The organism is Pseudomonas viciae, assembly GCF_004786035.1.
GTDB classification, from domain to species: domain Bacteria; phylum Pseudomonadota; class Gammaproteobacteria; order Pseudomonadales; family Pseudomonadaceae; genus Aquipseudomonas; species Aquipseudomonas viciae.
In genome coordinates this window covers 5,264,372-5,290,535 of record NZ_CP035088.1, presented here as the reverse complement: position 1 = coordinate 5,290,535, position 26,164 = coordinate 5,264,372, and the positions used below count along the sequence as shown (strand labels likewise).

23 protein-coding genes are annotated in these 26,164 nt (G+C 61.2%); 4 read left to right on the top strand and 19 right to left on the bottom strand.

All coding sequences use genetic code 11. The annotated features are described in order from the left end of the window. Positions 1-81: 81 nt before the first annotated feature. The 8 genes from EPZ47_RS23390 to EPZ47_RS23355 form a co-directional block, all read right to left on the bottom strand. The gene (locus tag EPZ47_RS23390; RefSeq protein WP_135846897.1) at positions 82-570 is read right to left on the bottom strand and encodes an RDD family protein; all 489 of its coding nucleotides are present in this window, start codon (positions 568-570) and stop codon (positions 82-84) included. A gap of 94 nt (positions 571-664) precedes the next feature. Further along, complete coding sequence (locus tag EPZ47_RS23385) at positions 665-877, bottom strand: cold-shock protein (RefSeq protein ID WP_003175786.1); 213 nt, start codon at positions 875-877, stop codon at positions 665-667. A gap of 395 nt (positions 878-1,272) precedes the next feature. After that, positions 1,273-2,397, bottom strand: a complete 1,125-nt coding sequence (gcvT, locus tag EPZ47_RS23380) for a glycine cleavage system aminomethyltransferase GcvT (protein WP_135846896.1) — start codon at positions 2,395-2,397, stop codon at positions 1,273-1,275. Positions 2,398-2,436: 39 nt separating this feature from the next. Continuing rightward, positions 2,437-3,813 (bottom strand): L-serine ammonia-lyase, encoded by a 1,377-nt coding sequence (locus EPZ47_RS23375; protein ID WP_135846895.1) that lies wholly within the window; start codon positions 3,811-3,813, stop codon positions 2,437-2,439. A 139-nt stretch (positions 3,814-3,952) separates the two neighbouring features. Further along, on the bottom strand, positions 3,953-6,814 hold the full coding sequence (gcvP, locus tag EPZ47_RS23370) for an aminomethyl-transferring glycine dehydrogenase (protein WP_135846894.1): 2,862 nt from the start codon (positions 6,812-6,814) through the stop codon (positions 3,953-3,955). Positions 6,815-6,824: 10 nt separating this feature from the next. Continuing rightward, complete coding sequence (gene gcvH / locus EPZ47_RS23365) at positions 6,825-7,208, bottom strand: glycine cleavage system protein GcvH (RefSeq protein ID WP_135846893.1); 384 nt, start codon at positions 7,206-7,208, stop codon at positions 6,825-6,827. 427 nt (positions 7,209-7,635) lie between these two features. Next, on the bottom strand, positions 7,636-9,144 hold the full coding sequence (locus EPZ47_RS23360; protein ID WP_135846892.1) for a sigma-54-dependent transcriptional regulator: 1,509 nt from the start codon (positions 9,142-9,144) through the stop codon (positions 7,636-7,638). 114 nt (positions 9,145-9,258) lie between these two features. Beyond that, positions 9,259-10,164 (bottom strand): LysR family transcriptional regulator, encoded by a 906-nt coding sequence (locus tag EPZ47_RS23355; protein WP_135846891.1) that lies wholly within the window; start codon positions 10,162-10,164, stop codon positions 9,259-9,261. 112 nt (positions 10,165-10,276) lie between these two features. On the opposite strand from EPZ47_RS23355, the gene EPZ47_RS23350 reads away from it, so the two are divergent. Both EPZ47_RS23350 and EPZ47_RS23345 read left to right on the top strand, forming a co-directional pair. Next, positions 10,277-11,155: an MBL fold metallo-hydrolase gene (locus EPZ47_RS23350; protein WP_135846890.1), complete on the top strand. Its 879-nt coding sequence runs from the start codon at positions 10,277-10,279 to the stop codon at positions 11,153-11,155. 66 nt (positions 11,156-11,221) lie between these two features. Beyond that, the gene (locus EPZ47_RS23345) at positions 11,222-11,836 is read left to right on the top strand and encodes an NAD(P)-dependent oxidoreductase (RefSeq protein WP_135846889.1); all 615 of its coding nucleotides are present in this window, start codon (positions 11,222-11,224) and stop codon (positions 11,834-11,836) included. A gap of 48 nt (positions 11,837-11,884) precedes the next feature. On the opposite strand, the gene EPZ47_RS23340 is transcribed toward EPZ47_RS23345, so the two are convergent. The 11 genes from EPZ47_RS23340 to EPZ47_RS23285 form a co-directional block, all read right to left on the bottom strand. Continuing rightward, a complete protein-coding gene (locus EPZ47_RS23340; protein WP_178084330.1) occupies positions 11,885-12,214 on the bottom strand; it encodes a GlpM family protein in 330 nt (109 codons plus the stop codon). Between the two features lie 24 nt (positions 12,215-12,238). After that, on the bottom strand, positions 12,239-13,567 hold the full coding sequence (aauR, locus tag EPZ47_RS23335) for a two-component response regulator AauR (RefSeq protein ID WP_135846887.1): 1,329 nt from the start codon (positions 13,565-13,567) through the stop codon (positions 12,239-12,241). Continuing rightward, on the bottom strand, positions 13,564-15,468 hold the full coding sequence (gene aauS / locus EPZ47_RS23330; RefSeq protein ID WP_135846886.1) for a two-component sensor histidine kinase AauS: 1,905 nt from the start codon (positions 15,466-15,468) through the stop codon (positions 13,564-13,566). The genes aauR and aauS overlap by 4 nt, the downstream gene beginning before the upstream one ends. Positions 15,469-15,629: 161 nt before the next feature. Then, positions 15,630-16,364, bottom strand: coding sequence for an amino acid ABC transporter ATP-binding protein (locus tag EPZ47_RS23320; RefSeq protein ID WP_003204983.1), 735 nt, complete (start codon positions 16,362-16,364; stop codon positions 15,630-15,632). Continuing rightward, positions 16,361-17,032, bottom strand: a complete 672-nt coding sequence (locus EPZ47_RS23315; RefSeq protein WP_135846884.1) for an amino acid ABC transporter permease — start codon at positions 17,030-17,032, stop codon at positions 16,361-16,363. The genes EPZ47_RS23320 and EPZ47_RS23315 overlap by 4 nt, the downstream gene beginning before the upstream one ends. Continuing rightward, positions 17,032-17,778: an amino acid ABC transporter permease gene (locus EPZ47_RS23310; protein WP_135846883.1), complete on the bottom strand. Its 747-nt coding sequence runs from the start codon at positions 17,776-17,778 to the stop codon at positions 17,032-17,034. The genes EPZ47_RS23315 and EPZ47_RS23310 overlap by 1 nt, the downstream gene beginning before the upstream one ends. 192 nt (positions 17,779-17,970) lie before the next feature. Beyond that, the gene (locus tag EPZ47_RS23305) at positions 17,971-18,885 is read right to left on the bottom strand and encodes a glutamate/aspartate ABC transporter substrate-binding protein (protein WP_135846882.1); all 915 of its coding nucleotides are present in this window, start codon (positions 18,883-18,885) and stop codon (positions 17,971-17,973) included. Positions 18,886-19,242: 357 nt separating this feature from the next. Next, positions 19,243-20,781, bottom strand: coding sequence for a glycerol-3-phosphate dehydrogenase (gene glpD / locus EPZ47_RS23300; protein WP_135846881.1), 1,539 nt, complete (start codon positions 20,779-20,781; stop codon positions 19,243-19,245). 312 nt (positions 20,782-21,093) lie between these two features. After that, entirely contained in the window at positions 21,094-21,849 is a 756-nt protein-coding gene (locus EPZ47_RS23295) for a DeoR/GlpR family transcriptional regulator (RefSeq protein WP_135846880.1), read from the bottom strand. Between the two features lie 90 nt (positions 21,850-21,939). Continuing rightward, on the bottom strand, positions 21,940-23,445 hold the full coding sequence (glpK, locus tag EPZ47_RS23290; RefSeq protein WP_135846879.1) for a glycerol kinase GlpK: 1,506 nt from the start codon (positions 23,443-23,445) through the stop codon (positions 21,940-21,942). Positions 23,446-23,518: 73 nt separating this feature from the next. Continuing rightward, the gene (locus EPZ47_RS23285) at positions 23,519-24,370 is read right to left on the bottom strand and encodes an MIP/aquaporin family protein (RefSeq protein ID WP_135846878.1); all 852 of its coding nucleotides are present in this window, start codon (positions 24,368-24,370) and stop codon (positions 23,519-23,521) included. Positions 24,371-24,680: 310 nt separating this feature from the next. Between EPZ47_RS23285 and ybaK the strand changes: the two genes are divergently transcribed. Together ybaK and EPZ47_RS23275 are read left to right on the top strand one after the other, a co-directional pair. Continuing rightward, the gene (ybaK, locus tag EPZ47_RS23280) at positions 24,681-25,151 is read left to right on the top strand and encodes a Cys-tRNA(Pro) deacylase (protein WP_135846877.1); all 471 of its coding nucleotides are present in this window, start codon (positions 24,681-24,683) and stop codon (positions 25,149-25,151) included. Positions 25,152-25,329: 178 nt separating this feature from the next. Next, on the top strand, positions 25,330-26,118 hold the full coding sequence (locus EPZ47_RS23275; protein WP_135846876.1) for a PhzF family phenazine biosynthesis protein: 789 nt from the start codon (positions 25,330-25,332) through the stop codon (positions 26,116-26,118). The last annotated feature ends 46 nt before the right edge of the window (positions 26,119-26,164 follow it).

Here is a 26,164-nt window from a genome sequence, read left to right as displayed (position 1 = left end):
AGATAGATCGCACAAGCCTCTTACGACTGCTTCGCAGCCGAGCGGGAGCAAGCTCCCTCGCCACGGGGTCTGGTGGTGGCTTCACTTGGTCTTCTTGGGAACCCGTACCAACTGCGTATCCGAGTAGATGTCATGCCAGCTGCGCTTGCGCTTGTCGAACAGCGCCCAGATAAAGCCCAGCCCCACCAGCAGCAATGACGCGATCGACACCACAAAGCGCAACAGCGCCTGCCACAGGGTGATGGCCGTGCCATCGGCGTTCTGTACGCGGATGCACCACACCTGCATGCCCAGGGTCTGGCCGTTGTGGGTCCAGAACTTGGCGAAGAAGCCGAACAGCACGAAAAGCAGCACGGTGGACAGCAACGGGTCGCCGTCCAAGGCGCCCGCTTCCGTGAGGGCGCGCATTTTTTCTTCGCCGATGATCGCCATCTGGATCATCTTGTAGACGCCGCTGGTGACGATCAGCAGCGCCGTGCACAGCAAAAAGTCATAGAACATCGCGGCCAGGCGACGGCCAAGGCCTACGGGGGGGAAGTCGCCCTGGGGGGTGAGCAGGTGTTTCGGCATGACGGCCTCGGACGAAAAAAGAAGCCATTTTACGGATTTACGCCCATAAAAAAGCCCCTGATATCAATCAGGGGCTTTTTAGTTCGCGAAAGCCTTAGGCTTCGGCTTGTACTTCGTCAGCTTGCATGCCTTTCTGGCCTTGCACGGCAACGAAGGTGACTTTCTGGCCTTCTTTCAGGCTCTTGAAGCCATTGCCCTGGATGGCGCGGAAATGCACGAACAGATCCGGACCGCTTTCAGGCGTGATAAAACCAAAACCCTTCTCGTCGTTGAACCACTTGACGGTACCGCTCTGACGTTGAGACATTTTCTTATTTCCTTTGACGCTAAAATTGATGACAGCCTCTTTCACATGAAAGAGTACTGGGGCTGGGTTGCAGGAAAGTAAGAGACGTCGAACGGGATGTAGCGAACTTCATAAGCTACTGCCCAGGTCACGATTCCAAGCGACCCATGCAAACACAGTGACCAAACTCTACGCCAACTTCGAATAAAAAAACAACCCCCCTGCAAGGCCCGTATTTGCTCAGCTGGCCAGCATTTATGCCGCTTGCGGAGCAGGGCTTATTCGATAGGCTAGTTCAATTGTTTACGATCGTTATAAGGTCGGTTGAGTGTCTAAAGATATGCACCCTTTTATGGCGGTTGCGTGACACATTAGTGCACGTATAACGCAACCGCGTTACTTATAGAAACAACCAATCAGCCGCGGTAGTAGCGCTGTGGAACGAATGGCATTTTGCTTACAAGCAAAGGCACCTTTTTCCCACGCACAATGGCCCAGACCGGCGTATCCAGCGCTACATAGGCACTGTCCAGGTAACCCATCGCCAGCGGAGCGCCCAAGGTGGGGCCGAAACCGCCGCTGCACACAGAGCCGATGATCTCGCCGGCTTCGTTGACGATCTCCGCGCCTTCACGCACCGGTGTGCGTTCCTGGGGCAGCAGGCCGACGCGTTTGCGCTTCACGCTGCCCTGTTGTTGGGCGAACACGCTCTCAGCCCCGGGGAAACCACCGGCGCGAGCGCCATCGGCACGGCGCACTTTGGAAATGGCCCACAGCAGGCTGGCTTCGATCGGTGTCGTCTCGGTGTTCATGTCGTGGCCATAGAGGCACAGGCCGGCTTCCAGGCGCAGGGAGTCACGGGCGCCGAGGCCGATGGCCGCGACTTCCGGCTCGGCCAGCAAGGCGCGGGCGAGTTTTTCCGCGTCGGCGGCGGGTACGGAGATTTCGAAACCGTCTTCACCGGTGTAGCCCGAACGGCTGACAAAGCAGTCCACGCCCAATAGCGTGACGCGCTGGAACTGCATGAAGGTCATCTTCGCCACGTCCGGCGCCAGGCGGGCGAGCACGGTGACGGCGGCCGGGCCTTGCAGGGCGAGCAGGGCACGGGCTTCGAACAGCGGTTCGATGCTGCACTGCTCGCCAATATGGGCGCGCAGGTGCGCCAGGTCCTGATCCTTGCACGCCGCGTTGACCACCAGGAACAGCTCGTCGTTACCCAGGTTGGCGACCATCAGGTCGTCGAGGATGCCGCCGTTGTCGTTGGTGAACATGGCGTAGCGCTGCATGCCCACTGGCAGGTCGATGATGTCCACCGGCACCAGGGTTTCCAGAGCCTTGGCAGCACCTGCGCCGGTCAGGCGGATCTGGCCCATGTGGGAGACGTCGAACAACCCGGCCTGGTCGCGGGTGTGCTGGTGTTCTTTCATCACGCCCAGTGGGTACTGCACCGGCATGTCGTAGCCGGCGAATGGCACCATGCGCGCGCCGAGTTCGAGGTGCAGCGCATGCAGCGGGGTTTTCAGCAGTTGTTCGGTGGACATATCAGCTCCTGGAAAATGTGGAAGTGAGGCAAGCGCGCATCAGCATTCGATGATGTTGACCGCCAGACCGCCGCGGGCGGTCTCCTTGTATTTGCTTTTCATGTCGGCGCCGGTCTGGCGCATGGTGCGGATGACTTTGTCGAGGGAGACGAAGTGATGCCCGTCGCCGCGCATGGCCATGCGCACCGCATTGATGGCTTTCACCGAGCCCATGGCGTTGCGCTCGATACATGGCACCTGCACCAGGCCGCCGATGGGGTCGCAGGTCAGGCCGAGGTTGTGTTCCATGCCGATCTCGGCGGCGTTTTCCACTTGTTGCACCGTACCGCCCAGCACTTCGCAGAGGGCACCGGCGGCCATGGAGCAGGCCACGCCGACTTCACCCTGGCAGCCGACCTCGGCGCCGGAGATGGAGGCGTTTTCCTTGTACAGGATGCCGATGGCGGCGGCGGTCAGCAGGAAGCGCACCACGCCATCCTCATTGGCGCCGGGGATGAAGCGCATGTAGTAATGCAACACGGCCGGGATGATCCCTGCCGCGCCGTTGGTAGGCGCAGTGACGACGCGCCCGCCGTAGGCGTTTTCTTCGTTGACCGCCAGGGCGTACAGGTTGACCCAGTCCAGCACTGACAGTGGATCGCGCAGCGCGGCTTCGGGGTTCTTGCACAGCTGGCGATGCAGCGCCGCTGCGCGGCGCTTGACCTTCAGCCCACCCGGCAGAATCCCTTCGTTGCGACAGCCGGCGGCTACGCAATCCTGCATGACCTGCCAGATCTTCAGCAGGCCGGCGCGGGTTTCGGCTTCGGGGCGCCAGGCGCTTTCGTTGGTCAGCATCACCTGGCTGATGGACAGGCCGTAGGTGGTGCAATGGCCCAGCAGGTCCTTGGCGCTTTTGAAGGGGAAGGTCAGGGGCGTGGCATCTTCGACGATACGGTCGGCGCCGGCCGCGCCTTCGTCGACGACAAAACCGCCGCCCACCGAGTAGTACTCGCGGCTACGCACTTGCAGGCCCGCGGCATCGAAGGCACGGAAGATCATGCCGTTGGGGTGAAAGGCCAGCGGCTTACGGATCATCGCCAGGTGCAGTTTTTCGTTGAATTCGATGGCGTGCTCGCCGAGCAGATTCAGGCGACCGTTGCTGCGGATCGCTTGCAGGCGGGCATCGACGGTTTCGGTATCCACGGTATCGGGGTGCTCACCTTCCAGGCCCAGCAGCACGGCTTTGTCGCTGCCGTGACCTTTGCCGGTGGCGCCAAGTGAGCCGTAGAGCTCGACCTTGACGCTGGTGGTGACATTGAGCAGGTCATCACGACGCAGCCCTTCAGCGAAACGGGCGGCGGCACGCATCGGGCCGACCGTATGGGAGCTGGAAGGGCCGATGCCGATCTTGAACAGGTCGAACACGCTTAACGACATGGTGTTTCTCCGGTTTCTTTTTATGAGGATCGACGAATATGAGTTTGGCGTAGATCCAATGTGGGAGCGGGCTTGCTCGCTCCCACAAGGGGATATGCGGTGTTGTTGAGAGGGCGGGCAAACCCGCCCCCTCCACAGGTCAAGCGTAGCTTTCGATCGACGGGCAGGCGCAGACCAGGTTGCGGTCGCCGAACACGTTGTCGACCCGGCCCACCGGCGGCCAGTATTTACCGTCGATCAACGACGCCACCGGGTATACCGCCTGTTCGCGGCTGTAGGGGTGGGTCCACTCGCCGACGATTTCCGCGGCGGTGTGCGGGGCGTTTTTCAGCGGGTTGTCGTCTTTGTCCAGGCTGCCGTTTTCTACCGCGCGGATTTCTTCGCGGATGCAGATCATGGCGTCGCAGAAGCGGTCCAGTTCTTCCTTGGATTCGCTTTCGGTCGGCTCGATCATCAGCGTGCCGGCCACCGGGAACGACATGGTCGGGGCGTGGAAACCGAAGTCGATCAGGCGCTTGGCCACGTCATCGACGCTGATGCCGCTGCTGTCCTTGAGCGGACGCAGGTCGAGGATGCATTCGTGGGCCACCAGGCCGTTGCTGCCGGAGTAGAGCACCGGGTAGTGCTCTTCCAGGCGCCGGGCGATGTAGTTGGCGTTGAGGATCGCCAGTTGCGAAGCGCGCTTGAGGCCGGCGCCGCCCATCATGCGGATGTACATCCAGGTGATCGGCAGGATGCTCGCGCTGCCGAACGGCGCCGCGCACACCGCGCCTTCCTTGCGTTCCATGTTGGCATGGCCAGGCAGGAACGGTGCCAGGTGGGATTTGACGCCAATCGGGCCGACGCCCGGGCCACCACCGCCGTGGGGGATGCAGAAGGTCTTGTGCAGGTTCAGGTGGGACACGTCGCCGCCGAACTTGCCTGGGGCGCAGAGGCCGACCATGGCGTTCATGTTGGCGCCGTCGATGTACACCTGGCCGCCGTTGTCATGAATGATGCCGCAGATTTCGCGGATGCCTTCTTCGAACACGCCGTGGGTGGACGGGTAGGTGATCATCAGCGCCGCGAGGTGTTCGCGGTGCTCGATGGCCTTGGCGCGCAGGTCTTCGATGTCGACGTTGCCGCGGGCATCACAGGCGGTCACGACCACACGCATGCCGGCCATGTTGGCGGTGGCCGGGTTGGTGCCGTGGGCCGAGGACGGGATCAGGCAGATATCGCGACGGTCTTCGCCACGGCTCTGGTGATACGCACGGATCGCCAGCAGGCCGGCGTATTCGCCCTGGGAGCCGGCGTTGGGTTGCAGCGACACCGCGTCATAGCCGGTGGCGGCGCAGAGCATCGCTTCCAGTTCGTCAGTCAGTTGCTGGTAGCCGGCGCTTTGCTCGGCGGGGGCGAACGGGTGCAGGGCGCCGAACTCGGCCCAGGTCACCGGGATCATTTCGCTGGCGGCGTTGAGTTTCATGGTGCAGGAGCCCAGCGGGATCATGGTGCGATCCAGGGCCAGGTCCTTGTCGGCGAGCTTGCGCAGGTAGCGCATCAGCTCGGTCTCAGAATGGTAGCGGTTGAACACCGGGTGGCTGAGGATCGCCGACTGGCGCACCAGTTCGGCCGGGATGCGGCTTTGCACGGTGGCGGCCAGCGCAGTGAAGTCCGGCAGTGCCTTACCGTCGGCCAACAGGCTGCCTATCAAACGGAGCAGTGCTTCAACGTCGGCCTGGTTGGTGGTCTCGTCCAGGGACAGGCCCAGGCGTTCAGCGTCCACCACGCGCAGGTTGATGCGCTGGGCGCGGGCCTTGTCGTGCAGGGCGGCGGTTTGCGCGCCGGTGTGCAGGGTCAGGGTGTCGAAGAAGCTTTCTTGCTCGACGTTCAAGCCCAACGCGCCCAGGCCCTTGGCGAGGATCGCGGTCAAGTGGTGGATGCGGTTGGCAATCTGCACCAGGCCCTTGGGACCGTGGTACACGGCGTACATGCTGGCGATGTTGGCCAGCAGCACCTGGGCGGTGCAGATGTTGCTCGTGGCTTTCTCGCGACGGATGTGTTGCTCGCGGGTCTGCATCGCCAGGCGCAGGGCCGGTTTGCCGAAGCGGTCCACGGAAACACCGACCAAACGGCCCGGCATGTCGCGCTTGAAAGCATCCTTGGTGGAGAAATACGCCGCGTGCGGTCCGCCGAAACCCAGTGGCACGCCGAAGCGTTGGGCACTGCCGATGGCCACGTCGGCGCCGAATTCACCTGGCGCCGCCAGCACGGTCAGGGCCAGCAGGTCCGCTGCGACCGCCACCAGGGCGTTGCCGGCGTGGAAGCGTTCGGTCAGTTCACGGTAGTCGAACAGGTCGCCGTTGCTGGCCGGGTATTGCAGCAGTGCGCCGAAGAAGCCGCTGACGTCGCTCAATTCGTGTTCATCGCCGACCACCACGTCGATGCCCAGGGGCTCGGCACGGGTGCGCAGTACGTCGAGGGTCTGCGGATGGCAATGGCGGGAAGCGAAGAACGCATTGCTGCCCTTGTTCTTGCTCAGGCGCTTGCAGAAGGTCATGGCTTCGGCGGCTGCGGTGGCTTCGTCGAGCAAGGAAGCGTTGGCGATCGGCAGGCCGGTGAGGTCGCTGATCAGGGTCTGGAAGTTCAACAACGCTTCGAGACGGCCCTGGGAAATTTCAGGCTGGTACGGCGTGTAGGCGGTGTACCAGGCCGGGTTTTCCAGCAGGTTGCGCAGGATCGGCGCCGGCGTATGGCAGTTGTAGTAGCCCTGGCCGATGTAAGTCTTGAACAGCTGGTTCTTGGCGGCAATGGCTTTGATCGAGGCCAGCGCATCGGCTTCGCTCTGGCCGTCGCCCATGTCCAGCACGCTGGTGCCCTTGATGCTTTCCGGGATGACACTGGCGCTCAACGCTTCCAGGGAGTCGTAGCCCAGGCGTTCGAGCATGGCTTGCTCGTCGCTGGCCCGCGGGCCGATGTGGCGGGCGATGAATTCGTTGGCGGTGCCGAGATTAACGGTCATGTTGCGCTCCTCAGGCTTCGGCGTTGGCTTTGATCAGGCGGTCGTAGGCGTCCTGATCCAGCAGTTGGTCAACTTGGGCGGCGTCGGCGGGCTTGAAGCGGAAAAACCAGCCTTCGCCCAGCGGATCTTCGTTGACCAGTTCCGGATTGCTCTCCAGGGCCGGGTTGATTTCGAGCACTTCACCGTCCAGTGGCATGTAGACGCCGCTGGCCGCTTTCACCGATTCCACGGTGGAGGCTTCGGCACCCTTGTCGTAGCTTTGCAGTTCCGGTAACTGAACATAGACCACATCGCCCAAGGCGTTCTGGGCAAACGCGGTAATACCGACGGTAACGCTGCCGTCGGCTTCAGTGCGCAGCCATTCGTGATCTTCAGTGAAACGCAACTCGCTCATGGAAACTCCTGGGGCCAGATTCGTCTGGTGGACGCGAAGAAAGGCGCGGGGCTTGGCCCGGCCGAATGGCTATACCCTTAGCAAGAATACGGCCAATGTTGATAAGTGTTTATAAATCAATGCGTTGGTTGATTTTTTTGCGAGACGAATGAATGCGGTTGTAGCGAAATCGCTACAGTTGCAGGCCTGGATAAAATCGTTGTGGGATCAAAGCCTTACTTGGCGCTGCTTAGCGGCTGCTGTAGCGATAACGTTCCACTGTAGCGCTTTCAGTACAGGTGGAGGTCGGTTTTGGCTCGGTTTTGAAGCCACTGGAGATTCCTTGTGGGAGCGGGCTTGCTCGCGAAGGCGGTGGGTCAATCGATATCCCATTGACTGTCACACCACCTTCGCGAGCAAGCCCGCTCCCACATTCGACCGCGTAAGGCTACGGCTTCCCGGAAATCCCATACTTGCGCAACCGGTGGGCGATCGCGGTGTGGGAGGTCTGCAGGCGGCTGGCGAGTTGGCGGGTGGAGGGATAGTTGACGTAAAGGCTTTCGAGCAGGTGTTTCTCGAAGCTTTCCACGGCCTGTTCCAGGCTTTCGACTTCCACATCGCCTTGACGCGCCACGGAAGTACCGGCGATGTCCAGGTCGCCGATGTCCACCAGGCTGCTTTCACAGATGGCGGCGGCGCGGAAGATCACGTTCTGCAATTGCCGCACGTTGCCCGGCCAGCGATTACCCAACAGTGCCGGGTAGGTGCCGGGAGCCAGGCGGCAGACCGGGCGCTGGATCTGCGCGCAGGCCTGCTGCATGAAATAACGCGCCAACAGCAGAATGTCCTGGCCGCGCTCACGCAGCGGTGGGACTTCGACGTTGAGCACGTTCAAGCGATAGAACAGGTCTTCGCGGAACGAACCTTCGCTGACCATTTTTTCCAGGTTGCGGTGAGTGGCGCTGAGGATCCGCACATTGACCTTGATTTCCCGGTCGCCGCCGACCCGGCGAAAGCTGCCGTCGTTCAAGAAGCGCAGCAGCTTGGCTTGCAGGTACGGCGACATCTCACCGATCTCATCGAGGAACACCGTGCCCTGGTTCGCCAACTCCATCAGCCCCGGCTTACCGCCCCGTTGCGCGCCGGTGAAGGCGCCGGGGGCGTAGCCGAACAGTTCGCTTTCGGCCAGGTTCTCCGGCAGCGCGGCGCAGTTGAGGGCCAAAAACGGCGCACTGTGACGGGCACTGATGGCGTGACAGGCCCGGGCCACCAACTCCTTGCCGGTGCCGGTTTCACCCTGGATCAGCAGCGGTGCATCCAGGGCCGCGACCCGCTGGGCCCGGGCCTTGAGGGTGCGGATCGCCGGGGATTCACCGAGCAGCGCGTCGAAGCCTTCGGCGTGGTCGTGGTGCAGCGCCGACAGGCGTTCGCCGATGCGGTTCGGCTGATAGAGCGTCAGCAGGGCGCCGGCGTCCGTGATGGGGGTGGCGTCCAGCAGCAAGGTCTGGCCGTTGAGGGTGATTTCCCGCAGCGGCAGGCGGAAACCATTCTCCAGCAGGGCGCCCAACAGCGCTTCGTCCGCGAACAGTTCGGCGACGCTTTCCCCGGCCGGCTCACGACCGTACAGGGCGATCAACGCCGGGTTGGCGAGCAACACCTTGCCGGCGCTGTCCAGCGCCAGCACCGGATCGGTCATGGCCGCGAGCAGGGCATCGAGCTGCAAGTGCCGGCGCTGGCCCGGCAGGATGTCCACCACGGTCACCGCCTCCACGCCCCGCACGCTGAACAGCGCCTCGCGCAACTCGTCCAGCACTTGCGGGCTGAGGGTCGGGGCGTCGATGTAGACGTTGGGCGGCACCATCTCCACCGCATCCAGATTGAGATTGCGCCCACCGAGCAACGCCAGGACTTCCTGGGTGATGCCGACGCGGTCGATGAAACTGACGTGGATACGCATGGGGCGGTTTTGGGTTCTGGAATGCGGAGGGTGGCAAGTATGCCTTGGGGCGGGCTATTGGTGAAATCCTGGTGAAAAGCTTGAGATCGTACAGAGATCCCCTGTGGGAGGCAGCTATAACCCCACATCCCACTCCGGCCTCTCGGGAAACCGCAGCACCAAAAAATCCAGCAGGCTGCGCAGCGCCGACGGCATGTGTTTGCGGGATGCATACACCGCGTACATGTTCATCTGCCGGGGTTCGGCGTGGGCCAGCAGGCGGATCAGTTCGCCGTTCTTGATGTGGGTGCCGGCCTGATAGCTGGGCAGCATCGCCACGCCGGCGCCGGCTATCGTGGCCTGAAGCAATGTGCTGGCTTCGTTGGCGCTGATATTACCTTGCACCGGCACCGAAACCTGCTCGCCGTCCTGCTCGAAATGCCAAAGGCTCTTGCCGACGTAGGAGTGGGTCAGGCAGTTGTGCCGGCTCAGGTCTTCCACGCGCAGCGGTGTCGAGTGCTCACGCAGGTAACCGGGCGAGGCGCAGATCACCGAGCGACAGACTGTGAGGCGACGGGCGATCAGGTTCGGGTCCAGGTCGTTGCTCATGCGGATCGCCAGGTCGATGCGCTCGTCCACCAGGTTCACGGTGCGGTCGAGCATTTGCAGGTCGACGCTCACCCCTGGGTAGCGCACGACGAACTCGGTCATGGCGGCCGCCAATTGGGCCTGGCCGAACGAGGTGCTGGCACTGATGCGCAGCATGCCTCGTGGCGCATCGCCCTGAGTGGTGACCGCTGCTTGCATGTCGCCAGAGAGCTCCAGCATCTGTCGACAGCGCGGCAGGATCTCGGAACCTGCGGCCGTCAGGCTCAGCTTGCGGGTGGTGCGGTGCATCAGCCGGGCACCGACCCAGTCCTCCAGCTCTGCGAGATAACGCGATACCACCGGGCGTGACAGGTCCAGGTGCTCGGCCGCCGCCGACTGGCTGCCCAGGTCCACCACCGTGACGAACACCCGCATTGCTTGTAGACGATCCATGATTAGCCCGGTTTTAGAAACAAACTATGTTTCAGCATCGCATTTTTTAGAATGAATCAGGTAACTAAGCTCAGTCTCATCGCCTTTCGGGCATTTCGACAATGGAGCACACATGACCGGATTTACCCCACTCAAGCGCCTGCTGCTGGCAACTGCCTCGATGGCTTTCGCGGCCCACACCTGGGCAGCCGACCTTACGCTCGATGTCTACAATCCAGGCGCGGCGGCGGTTTTTCCGGTGACCTCGGTTTTGGTCAGCGGCGAAAAAGAAGCGATCCTGGTGGACGCCCAGTTCGGCAAATCCCAAGCCGAACAGGTTGTGGAAAAGATCCGCGCCAGTGGTAAGCGATTGACCACGATCTACATCAGTCACGGTGATCCCGACTACTATTTTGGTCTGGAAACCCTGACCACCGCCTTCCCTGAGGCCAAGGTCCTGGCATCCGCGCCGACCGTGGAGCACATTCAGCACACCATGGACGGCAAGCTGAAATATTGGGGGCCGATCCTGAAAACTGACGCGCCAGGCAAAGCCATCGTGCCTCAGGTCCTCAAGGGCGACAGCCTGACCCTGGAAGGCAAACGCTTGCAGATCGTCGGTCTTGATGGCCCGCAGCCGGACCGTAGCTTTGTGTGGATTCCATCGATCAAGGCGGTGGTCGGCGGCGTGGTGGTGGCCGAGAACATTCACGTCTGGATGGCCGACACCCAGACGCCGAAATCTCACCAAGATTGGTTGGCGACGCTGGCGGGCATTGAAAAGTTGCAACCGAACACTGTGATCCCCGGCCATTACCTGGGTGAAAGTGCCCGGTCCCTGGCCCCGGTGACATTCACCGCCGGCTACATCAAGGCCTTCGACGAGGAAACCGCTCGGGCCAAGGACTCCGCCGCGCTGATCGCCGCCATGAAGCAACGCTACCCGAACCTGGGCGAAGACAGCTCTCTGGAACTCAGTGCCAAGGTGGCCAAGGGGGAGATGAAGTGGTGAAACCCGATCTGTGATCGGAACCCCAAGAGCATTCATTTCAAACATCGCTAATCACTGGAGAACATCATGAGCAAAATCGCAATCATCGGCGCCACCGGTCGGGCCGGCAGCCAACTGTTGGAAGAGGCCCTGCGTCGTGGTCACAGCGTGACGGCCATTGCCCGCAATACCGCAAAAATCGGCGAAAGGGCCGGGGTGGTCTGCCAGCAGTTGGACGTGTTGGACAGCGAGGCCTTGATCGCAGCCGTCACCGGTCATGACGTGGTGATCAGCGCGGCCCACTTTGCCAGCGTGCCAGCCGACAAGCTCATCGCGCCACTGAAGGCCGCTGGGGTCAAGCGGCTGCTGGTAGTGGGCGGGGCCGGTTCGTTGTTGCTGCCGGACAACAGCCGGGTGATCGACAGCGAGGGCTTCCCGGAGGAATACCTTGCCGAAGCCAGCGCCGGTGCGTTGTTCCTCGACGTGCTGCGCAAGGAGCAGGACCTGGACTGGACCTTCCTCTCGCCTTCGGCGGAGTTCGTCGAAACCGAGCGCACGGAGCAGTTTCGTCTCGGCAAGGATCACCTGTTGTTCGACGATGCCGGACGCAGTTGGATCAGCTTTGCCGATTTCGCCATCGCGATGATCGATGAAGTGGAAACGCCGCAGTTTTCGCGGGAGCGGTTCACCGTCGGGTACTGATCCACCCTTCACCGTGCAGGAGCCCGCGACGGCTCCTGCCGGGCACCATCAGCCGTGAACCCTCACCCAGACGCTGACCAGCACCGTCGCGGCCATCAGCCATGCCACCGCCGCCACGGCCAGGGACGCCTCCAGGCGCATGCGGTCGACCATTACATACAGCGTCGCCAGATAGACGAAATACGGAATGATCGACCACATTCCAAACACGATGGTGGTCTTCAGGTCCTCTACCGAGCGGCCTTTGCCGACAATGTAATGGGCGATCAGGGCGAATGTCGGGAACAGCGGCACCAGCCCGGCGATGTAATAGTTTTTGGTCTTGGCCAGCATCGCCAGGATGACCACCACGGCCGCACCCAGCGCCGCCTTGAAAATCAAGTCCACAGGTTTACGCCCCGGTTAATGGCTCAGGCCATACTTTTTGACTTTGTCGAACAGCGTGGTCTTGGCCATGCCCAATTCCAGGCTGGCCTGGGTCAGGTTGCCACCGCTGCGTTGCAGCGCGTCCACCAACAAATTGCGCTCGAAAGCTTCTACTGCTTCGGCAAAGGCCAGGCTCTGGTTGCCGCTGCTGGCTCCGGACTTCTTGAAGGCGGGTAAACCGAGGGCGTAGCGCTCGGCGACGTTGCGCAGTTCGCGCACGTTACCCGGCCAGTCGTGGCTCATCAGGTTCGACAGCGTCTGGTTATCCAGCTCCGGCACCGTACGGTCGAAGCGCAGGGACGATTGCTGGAGAAAGTGCTTGAACAATTGCAGGATGTCTTCGCGTCGTTCGCGCAGGGGGGGCAGTTCCAGGGTCACCACGTTGAGGCGGTAATACAAGTCGCTGCGAAACTGCCCAACCCGGCCCATTTCGTCCAGGTCGGACTTGGTGGCGGCAATCACCCGGCAATCCACCGCGACGCTCTGGTTTGAGCCCAGGCGTTCGAGAGTGCGTTCCTGCAACACCCGCAGCAGTTTGATCTGCAAGGGCAGGGGCATGCTTTCCACTTCATCGAGAAACAGCGTGCCGCCGTCGGCGTGTTCGATCTTGCCGATCCGACGTTTGCCGGCGCCGGTAAAGGCGTTGGCCTCGTGGCCGAAAATCTCGCTTTCGAACAGGTTCTCCGGCAGGCCGCCGCAATTCAGCGCGACGAATTGTTTTTCGTGGCGGCGGCTGAAGTCATGCAGGCAGCGGGCGACCAATTCCTTGCCGGTGCCGGTTTCGCCTTCGATCAGCACGTTGGCCGAGGTATCGGCGACGTTGGCGATCAGCGCTCGCAGGTGCTGCATGGCCGGTGAACGGCCAATGATCCGGCCTTCCAGGGTATCGCGCTCGGCCAGTTGCCGGCGCAAGGAGGAGACCTCACGGGCCAGGCTGCGCTGTTCCAGGGCGCGGCGGGCGACGTCCACCAGACGTTCCGGGGAGAAGGGTTTCTCCATGAAGTCGTAGGCGCCTTTTTGCATGGCGCCGACCGCCATGGAGATGTCGCCATGCCCGGTGATCAACACCACCGGCAGGCTGCGGTCCCGTGCCTTGAGGCGTGTCAGTAGCTCCAGGCCATCGATGCCTGGCAGGCGAATATCGCTGATGACGATGCCGGCAAAGTCATCGCCGACCCGCTCCAGGGCTTCTTCGGCGCTGCCCACGCCGACGCAGGGAATGTCTTCCAGGGTCAGCGCCTGCTGGCAGCCCAGCAGGACATGGGGGTCGTCTTCGACGATCAGTACGCTCAGGTCGTTGTTCATAGCGGCTCGGCAGGTAAAAGGCTTACCAACGGTAAACTGAGGACAAACGTGGTTCCATTGCCCTCGACCGGGTGCTCGACGCCCAGGTAGCCACCCGTGGCGGCGGCCAGGCTGGCGGAGAGCGTCAGGCCCAGACCCAGGCCTTGTTCGCCGGGTTTGGTGGTGAAGAAGGGTTCGAACAGATGCTTGCGTGCTTCTGGATCGATGCCGTGGCCGTTATCGCGCACGCGCAGGCGATATTTGCCGTCGCCGGCCTGGCCTTCGAGCCACAGATGCGGCTCGGGTTGGGTCTGCATGGCGTCCAGGGCGTTGCCGATCAGGTTCACCAGGATCTGCTCCAGGCGCGTCTGGTCGATTTGCACCTGGACGTCGTCGAAACTGGAATGGATCTGGATGTTCAAGCTTTCCAGGCGTGCGCCGAGCAGTTGCAGCGCGGCCTCGACGCCCTTGCCGAGGCTGGCCTGGCCCTGGTCGTCCCCGCGCCGGGCAAAGGAGCGCAGGCTGGCGGTGATGCGGCCCATGCGGTCGATCAAATCGTTGATGGTCTTGAGGTTGGCGCTGGCGATATCCAATTGACCGCGTTCCATGAAGCGCACGGTATTGCCGGACAAGGTGCGCAGTGCCGCCAGCGGCTGGTTGAGTTCGTGGGCGATGCTGGTGGACATCTGGCCGATGGCCGCCAGTTTACCGGCCTGCACCAGTTCGTCCTGGGCCCGGCGCAAGGTCTCTTCGGCCTGTCGCCGCTCGCGGATCTGGCCCTTGAGGCGTTCGTTGCTGGCCCGCAGGTCGGTGGTGCGTTCGGTAATCCGACGCTCGAGCTGATTGTTGGCTTGTTGCAAGGCTTCCCGGGCGGCGAGGCGGGTAGCAATGACCTTGCGCCGTTCGTTCCAGGCAATCAGCAGGAACGCCACCAGGGCGAACGCCACCGCCACCAGGATGCCCTGGTTGATCGCCTGGCGACGCAGGTCTTCAAGCGGGGTCAGCAGGGTGAAATTCCACGGCGTGTCACTCAGGGGCCGGGTCTGGGACAAGTAGCTGATGGCGCGTTCGTCGGACACCAGTTCGGTGTTGGCCGGGAAGGTCAGCTTCTCCATGCCTTCGGCCAGTCGTTCCCTGGCCAGGGGCACCAGTTCGTTCAGCGGAAACCAGTAGTACTGCAGGCTGCGGGCCAGGCGCTCCTTGGTCTCATCACTGAGCGGGCGCACGGACTTGAGCCGCCGCGCCGGGTCGCTGGACAAGATGATGATGCCGTTCTCGTCACTGACGAACGCTTCCAGGCGCGCGCGCTGCCAGCGTTCTTCCAAGGCTTCGAGGCGCACCTTGACCACGGCGACGCCGATGATCTTGCCCTGTTGTTCCAAGCCATGGGCCAGGTAATAGCCGGGCTCGCCGTTGGTGCTGCCGATGCCGTAGAAGCGCCCCGGCTGGCCGCGCACGGCGTTCTGGAAATAGGCGCGGAAGGACAGGTCTTCTCCCAGGTAACTGTCGACGTCGCGCCAGTTACTGGTGGCCATGACCCGGCCGGTGGTGTCCATGACATAGATGGCCCGGCTGCGGCTGCGCCGGTTCAGGCCTTCGAGGTATTCGTTGACGGTTTTGCGATGTTCGGGCGTCGGGTCGTCGAGCAATTGCGAAACACTGGACTCAAGCTCCAGCAGGCTGGGCAGGTAGGTGTACTTGCTGATCTCGCTCTCCACCGCGCGGGCGTGCAGCTCCAACTGGCGCTCGCCGTTCTCGGCGAGGCCGCGAACGCCGTAGTGCTCGCTGATCCAGAAGCCGAGATAACCCAGGCCGATCATCAGGGCGATGACCAGCGGCGGCAGGAACAGATGGCGGATCAGGCGAGGTTTCACGGCAAGTGATGGCGGCGCGGCGCGATAGAGGGTGGGGTCGCATTTCATCACAGAAGCCTTGGGTCAACCACAACACAAATCGACAAACCAACACTGGATCCTTGTGGGAGCGAGCTTGCTCGCGATGACTGCTGATCAGCCTACAATGATGTTGACTGGCAGTCCGCTATCGCGAGCAAGCTCGCTCCCACAGGAGCGGTGCGTGTTGTTTAGTGCTGCAGGATTTTCTCAAGGAAATGCTGCGCACGTTCGGAGCGGGCGCTGATGTCGCCGAAGAACTCTTCCTTCTTGCAGTCTTCGATGATCTGCCCCTGGTCCATGAAGATCACCCGGTTCGCCACTTTGCGGGCGAAGCCCATTTCGTGGGTCACGCACATCATGGTCATGCCTTCGTGGGCCAGTTGCACCATCACGTCGAGCACTTCGTTGACCATTTCCGGGTCAAGGGCCGAGGTCGGTTCATCGAACAACATCACCACCGGATCCATCGCCAGGGCACGGGCGATCGCCACGCGCTGCTGCTGGCCGCCAGACAGTTGGCCCGGGTGTTTGTGGGCATGGGCCGACAGACCGACCCGCTCAAGCAATTGCAGGCCTTTCTTGGTGGCCTCTTCCTTGCTGCGGCCCAACACCTTGATCTGCGCGATGGTCAGGTTTTCGGTGATGGTCAGGTGCGGGAACAGTTCGAAATGCTGGAACACCATGCCCACGCGCGAACGCAGTTTCGGCAGGTTGGTCTTCGGGTCGGCGATGGACGTGCCGTCGACCACGATGTCGCCTTTCTGGAACGGTTCCAGGGCGTTCACGCACTTGATCAGCGTGGATTTGCCCGAACCCGAAGGGCCGCACACCACCACAACCTCACCCTTGCTGACCTCGGTGCTGCAATTGGTCAGTACCTGGAAGTCCCCATACCACTTGTTGATGTTCTTGATAGAGATCATACGGCGAACCTTTTTTGCAGACGCTTGACCAGCAGCGAGGCGGCAAAGCTGATTGTGAAGTACACGAGACCTGCGACGATCAGGAACTCATTGGAGCGGCCGATGATGTCGCCATTGGCCCGCGAAGCATTGAGGAAGTCCACCAGGCCGACCGTGTAGACCAGCGAGGTGTCCTGAAACAGGATGATGCTTTGTTGCAACAGCAGTGGGGTCATCTTGCGAAACGCCTGGGGCAGGATGATCAGGCGCATGGTCTGGCCATAATTCATCCCCAGTGCCTGGGCGGCGCCCATCTGGCCCTTGGCGATCGACTGCACGCCGGCCCGGACGATTTCGCAGAAATACGCAGCTTCAAACATCATGAAGGCCACGACGCAGGAGCCGAACGCACCGATCGGGGTATCTTCGCCGGTGATCCAGCGCAACACGAACGGCACCGCCAGGTAGAACCAGGTGATCACCAGCAGCAACGGGATCGAGCGGAAGTAATTGACGTAGGCGCCAGCGATGTTGGAGACCAGCTTGTTATGGGACAGGCGCATCAGCGCCAGGATCGTCCCCAGGATGATCCCGCCGATGACGCCCATGACCATCAGTTGGAGGGTCATCAGCATGCCGTTCCACAAACCGGGAATGGCCGGGATGACGCCACTGAAATCGAATTCCATTATTTACCCCCCACGGAGATCAGGCCGGGCACCGAGACCTTCTTCTCGACCATGCGCATGAGCAGCATCAGGCTCATGTTCAGGGTGAAGTAGATCAGCGTCGCCAGGGTGAAGGCTTCGAACAGGTTGGCGGAGAACTCGGCGGTCTGTTTGGTCTGCGCGAGCAGCTCCATCAGGCCGATCAGAGAGGCCACGGAGGAGTTCTTGAAGACGTTGAGGAATTCCGAGGTAAGCGGCGGAATGATGATCCGGTAGGCCTGGGGCAGCAGCACGTTCCAGTAAATCTGCGGCAGCTTGAAACCCATGGCACGGGCCGCGGATTCCTGGCCACGGGGCAGCGCCTGGATACCGGTGCGCACCTGCTCGCAAACCCGGGCGGCGGTGAACAGGCCCAGGCACACGACGACGCTCAGATAGGCCGAGGTGGTCGGGTTCAGGTCCTGCTTGTACCACTCCTGCATATCGGCGGGCAGCAGGTCCGGCACCAGGAAGTACCAGATGAACAGCTGAACCAGCAGCGGCACATTACGGAAGAGTTCCACGTAGCAAGTGGCGATACCCGACACCAGCCGGTTCGGCACGGTGCGCATCACGCCCAGTACCGAGCCCAGCAGCAGGGCGATGATCCAGGCCACGACGGCGATGGCGATGGTCCAGCCCAGGCCGGCGATGTACCAGTCGAGATAGGTCTCGCTGCCCACGCCGGTGGACTTGAAGAACACGCCCCAGTCCCAGTTGTAATTCATTAGGGTCTCCCCTCAGATCGTTCGATGTACAAGTGCCCGCCTGGGGAAACTCCGTTCCCGTCCCGACTTGAGGGTCGGGCACACGCGATCGGCTCGACAGCCACCGGTTCGAGTGTTTCCAGAATATGCCAGCAGGGAGTGACCATCCCCTGAAAGAGCCGGGCTCTTCCAGGGGATAAGGTTAGTCAGAAATCAGGATTTCTTGTCGTCAGCCGCTTTGTCGGTCGGCTTGGCGATCAGTGCCTTGAGTTCGTCGCTCATCGGGAAGTTCAGGTTCAGGCCTTTTGGCGGGATAGGTTGCATGAACCATTTTTCGTAGATCTTGTTGATCTCGCCCGACGCGTAGGTGGCCTTGATGGCGTCATCGACAGCCTTTTTGAACGGCTCGTCGCCCTTGCGCATCATGCAGCCGTAGATTTCGTAGGACTGTGGGGTACCGGTCACGGCCCAATCGTCGGCTTTCTTGGCTTTGGCTGCTTCACCTGCCAGCAGGGCGTCGTCCATCATGAACGCAACGGCACGACCCGATTCCAGCATCTGGAAGGATTCGCCGTGGTCCTTGGCGGAGATAACGTTCATGCCCATCTGCTTGTCGGCGTTCATCGCCTTGAGGATGCGCTCGGACGTGGTGCCGGCGGTGGTCACGACGTTCTTGCCCTTGAGGTCGTCGAAATCCTTGTACTTGGAGTCTTTCTTGGACAGCAGGCGGGTGCCGATCTCGAAGATGCCCACGGAGAAGTCAACTTGCTGCTGACGCTCGACGTTGTTGGTGGTGGAGCCGCACTCCAGGTCCACGGTACCGTTCTGCACCAGCGGGATACGGGTTTGCGAGGTGACCAGGTTGTATTTGACCTGCAGGTTCGGCAGATCCAGGTCTTTTTTGATCGCTTCGACGACTTTCAGCTGGATGTCGTGGGAATAGCCGACCGGCTTGCCGGAAGCGTCCGCGATGTAGGAGAACGGAATGGAGGCGTCGCGATGGCCAAGCGTGATGACGCCGGACTCTTTGATCTTTTTCAGCGTGCCGGTCAGTTCGGCTGCGAAAACCGGAGTGCTGATCAGAGCAGCAGCAATGGCTGCGCCCAGGAGATGGGGAACGATGCGCATCTATATTTCCTCGACATTGTTTTTCTTATTTAGCCGGTTCGTCGGCCCTGAGTGCTTCGAATGCTCGGTAGCTCCTGTTGTGTTGGCGTCCAGGCATTCGTCTCCCGGAGTGTAGAGCATGACTCGTGCCAGGCCAGGGCTGCTATCGTAACTTGTTGTTTTAAAATAAAATTAATGTTTTGTTTCAGGTTTTTGGCGGCTTGATTATCCGGTTAGCCGAATTGACTGGCGGGTTCTGTTCGGAAAACCGAATGGCTTGGGCCTGCCTCGCTCCCACAGGGGGTATCGGTGGACGCCAGATAGCAAAAAGCCCCTGAATCGACAGATTCAGGGGCTTTCATGTAAGCGGTTAACCGATCAGGCCGCTTCGATCTTGCGACGGTTTTGCTCAACTTTACTCAGGTACTGCTGCAGCTTTTCCTGTTCGACCGCAGTGGTGAACAGCCCCAGCTTGCTGCGGCGCCACAGGATGTCCTGGGCATCGACGGCCCATTCGTCGCTGCACAGGTAGTCGACTTCCCGAGTGTAAAGACCTGCACCGATGTGCTCACCCAGATCGCCGAGACTGTGCACGCCTTCGAGCATGCGCCAGGTGCGGCTGCCGTAGGTGGTGGCCCAGCGCCGGGCGATGTCGGTCGGCAGCCAGTCGAACTTGTCGCGGATCGCCGAGCAGAGTGCCTGCGGGGTGGTCATGTTTTCGCCGCCAGGGAGGGCTTCTATGGCGGTCCAGCTCGGACGCATCTGCGTGAAATACGGGGCCAGCTGCGCCATGGCCGATTCGGCCAGTTTGCGATAGGTGGTCAGCTTGCCACCAAACACCGACAGCAACGGGGCTTCTTCACCACTGCCGGAGAGCGCCAGGGTGTAGTCGCGGGTGACGGCCGACGGGTTGTCGGATTCGTCGTTGCACAGCGGGCGCACACCGGAATAGCTGTGCCGGATATCGTCGCGGCTGATCTGCTTCTTGAAGTGCGCGTTGACCACTTTCAGCAGGTAATCGGTTTCGCCTTCGGTAATGGCCACTTTGGCCGGGTCACCGGTGTATTCACGGTCGGTCGTGCCGATCAGGGTGAACTGGTTCAGGTATGGAATGGTGAACACGATGCGCTGGTCTTCGTTTTGAAGAATGTGCGCGTGCTCGCCTTCGTAGAGTTTCGGCACGATCAAGTGGCTGCCCTGGATCAGGCGGATGCCGTAGGGCGATTCCATCTTCAGGTCATCGCGAATGAACTTGGCGACCCACGGGCCGGCGGCGTTCACCAGGGCCTTGGCGCGTATCGAAAACAGGCTGCCGTCGGCGCGCTCCAGATGCAGATGCCACAGGCCTTTGCTGCGGCGGGCGTTAACGCAGCGGGTACGGGTGTGGACATGCGCGCCTTTTTCCCGGGCCGCCATGGCGTTGAGCACCACCAGCCGCGCGTCATCGACCCAGCAGTCGGAGTATTCGAAGCCTTTGGTGATTTCGCTTTTCAAGGCGCTATCTGCACCGAACTTCAAGCTCTTGGAGCCGGCGAGCTGCTCACGTTTGCCCAAGTGATCGTAGAGGAACAGGCCGGCGCGAATCATCCAGGCCGGACGCAGGTGCGGGCGGTGGGGGAGCACGAAGCGCATTTGCTTGACGATATGCGGGGCCTTGGTCAGCAGCACTTCGCGCTCGGCCAGTGCTTCACGCACCAAACGGAATTCGTAATGTTCGAGGTAGCGCAGGCCGCCGTGGATCAGCTTGCTGCTGGCCGACGATGTGTGGCTGGCCAGGTCGTCCTTTTCGCAAAGGAACACCGAAAGACCGCGACCGGCAGCGTCCGCGGCAATCCCCACGCCGTTGATACCACCGCCAATGACGGCGATATCGTAAATCTCGGCGAGAGGGGGCGTAGGCAAGGTGGAAGTGGGCATCGGCTGGCCTCGGGTTCTTTTCGTAATATTTGAATTCGAACATTAATGTTCATTTGCGAAAATACTAGCCCATAAACTCGGCAACAGCCAGCTGACTTCGATTGAAAATACTGATCAAAGGAAGCTGAAAGGAAAATTTTCGAACATGAAGAAGGGTTGAAGCCGACAGGGTGGCCGTTGCGGCGAGGGGATTTGTGGGAGCAAACCTTGCTCGCGAAACAGGCACCTCGTTCTATGTAGAAACCGTGTCGCCGTCATCGCGGGCAAGCCTTGCTCCCACAGCGGCCTCGCCACAGGGTATTGGGGAGGGCGTCAGACCACCTCCAGCCGAATCTTGTGCTGGCTCAGCAATTGCGCCAAAGCCGGCACTGGTTGCTGGTCGGTGACCAGGCAATCGATCAGGCTGATGGGGCCCAATCGAACCATGGCATTGCGTCCGAATTTGCTGGAGTCCGCCGCCAGCAGCACTTTCCTGGCATTGGCGATGATCGCTTGGGAAACCCGTACTTCCTGGTAATCGAAGTCCAGCAGACTGCCGTCCTCATCGATGCCGCTGATGCCCACCAGGGCGAAGTCGACTTTGAACTGGCTGATGAAGTCGACACTGGCCTGGCCGACGACGCCGCCGTCACGGCGTACGTTGCCGCCAGCGATCAGGACCTCGAAGTCGTCCTTGGCGCTGAGGATCGAGGCCACATGCAGGTTGTTGGTGATGACCTTGAGATGGTTGTGATTGAGCAGCGCCCGGGCGATGGATTCGGTGGTGGTGCCGATGTTGATGAACAACGAGGCGTGATCGGGGATCTGCGCGGCAATGGCTTCGGCGATGCGTTGCTTCTCGTCGCGCATCTGGTCGGCGCGCATGGCGTAGGCGGTGTTTTCCACGCTGGAATCGTAGGCAGCGCCACCATGGTAGCGGCGCAACAGGTTCGCTTCCGCCAGCTGATTGATGTCGCGGCGGATGGTTTGCGGGGTGACAACGAATAGCTGCGCCATTTCCTCGATGCTGACATAACCGCGTTCGCGGACCAGTTCGAGGATTTGCTGCTGACGGGGAGGCAGATTCATGGGCGTCCTTTGGGCTGCCGAAATTTGCCCATGATGCCGCAGGAATCCACTCCCGACCAGTTTCCCAGCCTTATCGTGCCCGGCCTCAGCTTATTCAGCGTCTTCGTGAGGCTCCCAATCGCGGGTGCGGCTGACCGCTTTCTGCCAGCCGGCGTAGAGTTTTTCTTTCGCTTGCTCGTCCAGTTGCGGTTCGAATTCGCGCTCGATCACCGCCTTGCCGCGCAGTTCTTCCAGGCTGCCCCAGAAGCCGCATGCCAGGCCGGCCAGGTACGCGGCACCCAAGGCGGTGGTTTCGCGCATTTTCGGGCGTTCGACCTGGGTACCCAGGATGTCGGCCTGGAATTGCATCAGGAAGTTATTCGCCACCGCGCCGCCGTCCACGCGCAGGGCCTTGAGGCGTTCGCCCGAATCCTGCTGCATGGCGTCAAGTACGTCGCGGGTCTGGTAGGCAATCGACTCCAGCGCCGCACGAATGATGTGATCGACTCGCACACCGCGGGTCAGGCCAAACAGCGCGCCACGGGCATAGGGGTCCCAGTACGGCGCGCCCAGCCCGGTGAAGGCGGGTACGAGGTAGACGCCATTGCTGTCCTTGACCTTGCTGGCAAAGTACTCGGTGTCGTGGGCATCGTTGATGACTTTCAATTCATCGCGCAGCCACTGCACCGTGGAGCCGCCATTGAACACCGCGCCTTCCAGGGCGTAGGCCACTTCGCCGCGCGGACCGCAGGCGATGGTGGTGAGCATGCCGTGATTGGATTTGACGGCTTTGGCGCCGGTGTTCATCAGCAGGAAGCAGCCAGTACCGTAAGTGTTTTTCGCCTGGCCCGGTTCTACGCACATTTGGCCGAAAAGGGCCGCCTGCTGGTCGCCGGCGATGCCGCCGATGGCGATGCCGCTCTTGGTACGGCCGTAGATTTCCGAGGAAGACTTCACTTGCGGCAACATCTCGCGGGGGATGTCGAGGATGTCGAGCATCTTCGCGTCCCACTCCAGTGAGTGAATATTGAAGAGCATGGTGCGCGAGGCGTTGGTGTAGTCGGTGACGTGGACCTTGCCGCCGGTAAATTTCCAGATCAGCCAGCTGTCGACGGTGCCGAACAGCAGTTCACCGTTGCGTGCACGCTCGCGGCTGCCTTCGACGTTGTCCAGGATCCACTTGAGCTTGGTGCCGGAGAAATACGGATCGGTGACCAGACCGGTGGTTTCGTTGATGTATTGCTCGTGGCCGTCGCGCTTGAGCTGCTGGCAGATCTCGGTACTGCGACGGCATTGCCAGACGATGGCGTTGTAGATCGGGCGGCCGGTGGTCTTGTCCCAGACCACGGTGGTTTCACGCTGGTTGGTGATGCCGATGGCGGCGACCTGGTCATGGTGCAGGCCGGCCTGGGCAAGGGCTTCGACCATCACCGCGCTCTGAGTGGCGAAAATCTCCATCGGGTCGTGTTCGACCCAACCGGCCTGTGGGTAATGCTGGGCGAATTCGCGCTGAGCGGTGCAGACCACGTTGGCGTCACGGTCGAAAATGATCGCGCGCGAGCTGGTCGTACCCTGGTCGAGGGCAATGATGTAGTTCTTGTTCTGAATGTCGGTCATGTCGATTGCCTTGGGACGAAAATAAGGGGAGAAGCCATGGCGCACGCTGGAAGGACCGCGTGCGCACACTGTTTCAGGATGTTCTGGGCTTGCCGTCAATGGCCGGTGTTGCATCCTTTGTAGCAGGTGTGGCGCTGGGCAGATGGCGGGCAATCAGCCCGCGATAGGCCGCAGCACCCAGGCACGCACCGAAAATCGGTGCAAAAATCGGAACCAGGAAGTACGGGATGTCGCGTCCCCCCGTGAGGGAAATTTCACCCCAGCCAGCGAAGAAAGTCATCAGTTTAGGGCCGAAGTCCCGTGCCGGGTTCATCGCGAAACCCGTCAGTGGCCCCATCGAGCTGCCAATCACCGCAATCAGCAGGCCAATCAGCAGTGGCGCCAGCGGGCCACGGGGCAGGCCATTGTTGTCGTCGGTCAAGGACATGATTACGCCCATCAGGATGGCGGTGATGATCATTTCCACCACGAACGCCTGGCCGGTGGACAGCGCCGGGTGCGGGTAAGTCGAGAACACCGAGGCCAGTTCGAGGCTGGCTTGGCTACCACGAATCATGTGCCGGGATTGTTCGAAATCGAAGAATAGATTGCTGTACAGCGTGTAGACCAGCAGCGCAGCGCAGAACGCACCGGCCACTTGGCTGACGATATAGAACGGCAGTTTGCGCTTTTCGAAGTCAGTGAAAATGCACAGGGCGATGCTGACGGCGGGGTTCAGGTGCGCACCGGAAATACCAGCGCTGAGGTAGATCGCCATGCTGACGCCGATGCCCCAGATGATGCTGATTTCCCACAGGCCGAAACTCGCACCCGCGACCTTGAGCGCCGCAACGCAACCGGTACCAAAAAAAATAAGCAGGGCGGTCCCCAGGAATTCGGCCATGCACTGGCTGGAAAGGGACGGCTGTTGTGAAGCAATTGTCATTCAAACCTCGGTTCTTGTTGTTTTGCGGCGCCTTCGATACAGCCCGATGGCGCGATTTCCGCCGAGGCAGGACCTCCATCCTGATCTCGGGTTGCTGTTTGAGACATGCGTTATGACTTTCAGTTTCGAAAAAATATAGACAAGAAACGCTAGTGTCAAAGGTCGAAAGTGAACCGTCGGTCATATTTCAACTATTCGTGGCGTGAATGACGGTTTCATCGCCATCGCTCCGCCCGTATTGACGCCTTTTTGGCTGACGATGGCTTAGAATCCGGCCCACTGTTTTTTGATTTGCTTGTCAGGAGCCGTCATGACACCCGCATTGGATCTGCTGAAGAAAGTGCGCGCCGAACATCGCATCCACAGTTATGAACACGATCCCAAGGCCGCGTCCTATGGCCTGGAAGCGGCGGAAAAGCTCGGGCTGGAGCCGGCGCAGGTGTTCAAGACATTGCTGGCGGCCAGCGAGAAAGGTGAATTGCTGGTGGCGGTGGTGCCCGTGGCCGGGAGCCTGGATTTGAAAGGCCTGGCCCATGCCGCCGGGGTGAAAAAGGTCGAGATGGCCGACCCGGCCGCCGCGCAGCGTTCCACCGGTTATTTGCTCGGTGGCATCAGCCCACTGGGGCAGAAGAAGCGTCTGCGTACTTTTATCGACAACTCGGCGCAACCACTGGCCAGCATTTTTGTCAGTGCCGGGCGGCGGGGGTTGGAGGTGGAGCTGGCGCCCGCGGTTCTGGCCGAGCATACCGGGGCGACGTTTGCGGATATCGGGCGGGCCTGAATCCACTGGGGCCGCTTCGCACCCCAGCGGGAGCAAGCGCCCTCGCCACAATGGTGAAGGGCTCAAGCCTGGCAGGATTCTCACGCTAATCTGTAGGGTGAAAATTGCGCTGATCTGTCACTGGAAAACCGGGAGCGCGGGCCCTCATGCTGGCGCATCAATAAAAAGGAGAAGTGCCATGCAGCTTGCGTTTCATCAAGTCGACGCGTTCAGTGATCGGCCGTTTGGCGGTAATTCGGCGATGGTCTATCGGCTTGACGCCTGGCTTGCCGAGGACCTGATGCAAAAGATCGCCGCCGAACATAACCTGGCTGAAACCGCTTTTCTGGTACGCGAAGGCCAGTATTGGCATATCCGCTGGTTCACCCCCACCACTGAAGTCCCGTTGTGTGGGCATGCCACTTTGGCCAGCGCCTACGTGCTGTTCGAGGTCTACCACGAAACCGCCGAGCGATTGGATTTCATCTGCAAATCCGGGCCGTTGAGCGTCAGTCGCGAAGGCGATCGGTTGTGGCTGGATTTTCCCGCCATGATGCCTAGTGAGTTAGGTGCGTCCCTGGCCGTGCAGAGCGCCCTGGGTGTCGAAGCGGTGGATGTGCTCAGTTCGAACGTCCTGTTCGTGGTGCTGGAGTCGGAGCAGGCGGTGCTCGATTGCAAACCGGACATGGTGGCCCTGGCGAACCTGCCGTGGCCGGGCGCTATCGTGACTGCTCCGGGCAGCAAGCATGATTTTGTCTCGCGTTATTTTGCACCGGCGATTGGCATCAATGAGGATCCGGTGACGGGGTCGACCCATTGCAGCCTGATTCCGTACTGGTCCAAGCGCCTGGGCAAACAGGGGCTGACGGCTTACCAGTGCTCGGCCAGGGGCGGGGCGTTGTTCTGCCGGCTGGAGGGGGAGCGCGTGAAGATTGGCGGGAATGCGACGTTGGTGGCCAGCGGGACGTTGATGCTGGGTCAACACTGATCCTTTGTGGGAGCGGGCTTGCTCGCGAAGGCGGCACATTCAATAT

Coding starts and splice junctions, on each gene's coding strand:
- EPZ47_RS23390 (WP_135846897.1), bottom strand. CDS start 570: ATGCCGAAACACCTGCTCACCCCCCAGGGCGACTTCCCCCCCGTAGGC.
- EPZ47_RS23375 (WP_135846895.1), bottom strand. CDS start 3,813: ATGTCGTTAAGCGTGTTCGACCTGTTCAAGATCGGCATCGGCCCTTCC.
- EPZ47_RS23385 (WP_003175786.1), bottom strand. CDS start 877: ATGTCTCAACGTCAGAGCGGTACCGTCAAGTGGTTCAACGACGAGAAG.
- glpK (WP_135846879.1), bottom strand. CDS start 23,445: ATGACCGACATTCAGAACAAGAACTACATCATTGCCCTCGACCAGGGT.
- EPZ47_RS23355 (WP_135846891.1), bottom strand. CDS start 10,164: ATGGATCGTCTACAAGCAATGCGGGTGTTCGTCACGGTGGTGGACCTG.
- EPZ47_RS23295 (WP_135846880.1), bottom strand. CDS start 21,849: ATGAATCTGCCTCCCCGTCAGCAGCAAATCCTCGAACTGGTCCGCGAA.
- gcvT (WP_135846896.1), bottom strand. CDS start 2,397: ATGTCCACCGAACAACTGCTGAAAACCCCGCTGCATGCGCTGCACCTC.
- EPZ47_RS23315 (WP_135846884.1), bottom strand. CDS start 17,032: ATGGAATTCGATTTCAGTGGCGTCATCCCGGCCATTCCCGGTTTGTGG.
- EPZ47_RS23360 (WP_135846892.1), bottom strand. CDS start 9,144: ATGCGTATCCACGTCAGTTTCATCGACCGCGTCGGCATCACCCAGGAA.
- gcvP (WP_135846894.1), bottom strand. CDS start 6,814: ATGACCGTTAATCTCGGCACCGCCAACGAATTCATCGCCCGCCACATC.
- ybaK (WP_135846877.1), top strand. CDS start 24,681: ATGACACCCGCATTGGATCTGCTGAAGAAAGTGCGCGCCGAACATCGC.
- EPZ47_RS23305 (WP_135846882.1), bottom strand. CDS start 18,885: ATGCGCATCGTTCCCCATCTCCTGGGCGCAGCCATTGCTGCTGCTCTG.
- aauR (WP_135846887.1), bottom strand. CDS start 13,567: ATGAACAACGACCTGAGCGTACTGATCGTCGAAGACGACCCCCATGTC.
- glpD (WP_135846881.1), bottom strand. CDS start 20,781: ATGCCCACTTCCACCTTGCCTACGCCCCCTCTCGCCGAGATTTACGAT.
- EPZ47_RS23275 (WP_135846876.1), top strand. CDS start 25,330: ATGCAGCTTGCGTTTCATCAAGTCGACGCGTTCAGTGATCGGCCGTTT.
- EPZ47_RS23320 (WP_003204983.1), bottom strand. CDS start 16,364: ATGATCTCTATCAAGAACATCAACAAGTGGTATGGGGACTTCCAGGTA.
- EPZ47_RS23350 (WP_135846890.1), top strand. CDS start 10,277: ATGACCGGATTTACCCCACTCAAGCGCCTGCTGCTGGCAACTGCCTCG.
- gcvH (WP_135846893.1), bottom strand. CDS start 7,208: ATGAGCGAGTTGCGTTTCACTGAAGATCACGAATGGCTGCGCACTGAA.
- EPZ47_RS23310 (WP_135846883.1), bottom strand. CDS start 17,778: ATGAATTACAACTGGGACTGGGGCGTGTTCTTCAAGTCCACCGGCGTG.
- EPZ47_RS23285 (WP_135846878.1), bottom strand. CDS start 24,370: ATGACAATTGCTTCACAACAGCCGTCCCTTTCCAGCCAGTGCATGGCC.
- aauS (WP_135846886.1), bottom strand. CDS start 15,468: ATGAAATGCGACCCCACCCTCTATCGCGCCGCGCCGCCATCACTTGCC.
- EPZ47_RS23345 (WP_135846889.1), top strand. CDS start 11,222: ATGAGCAAAATCGCAATCATCGGCGCCACCGGTCGGGCCGGCAGCCAA.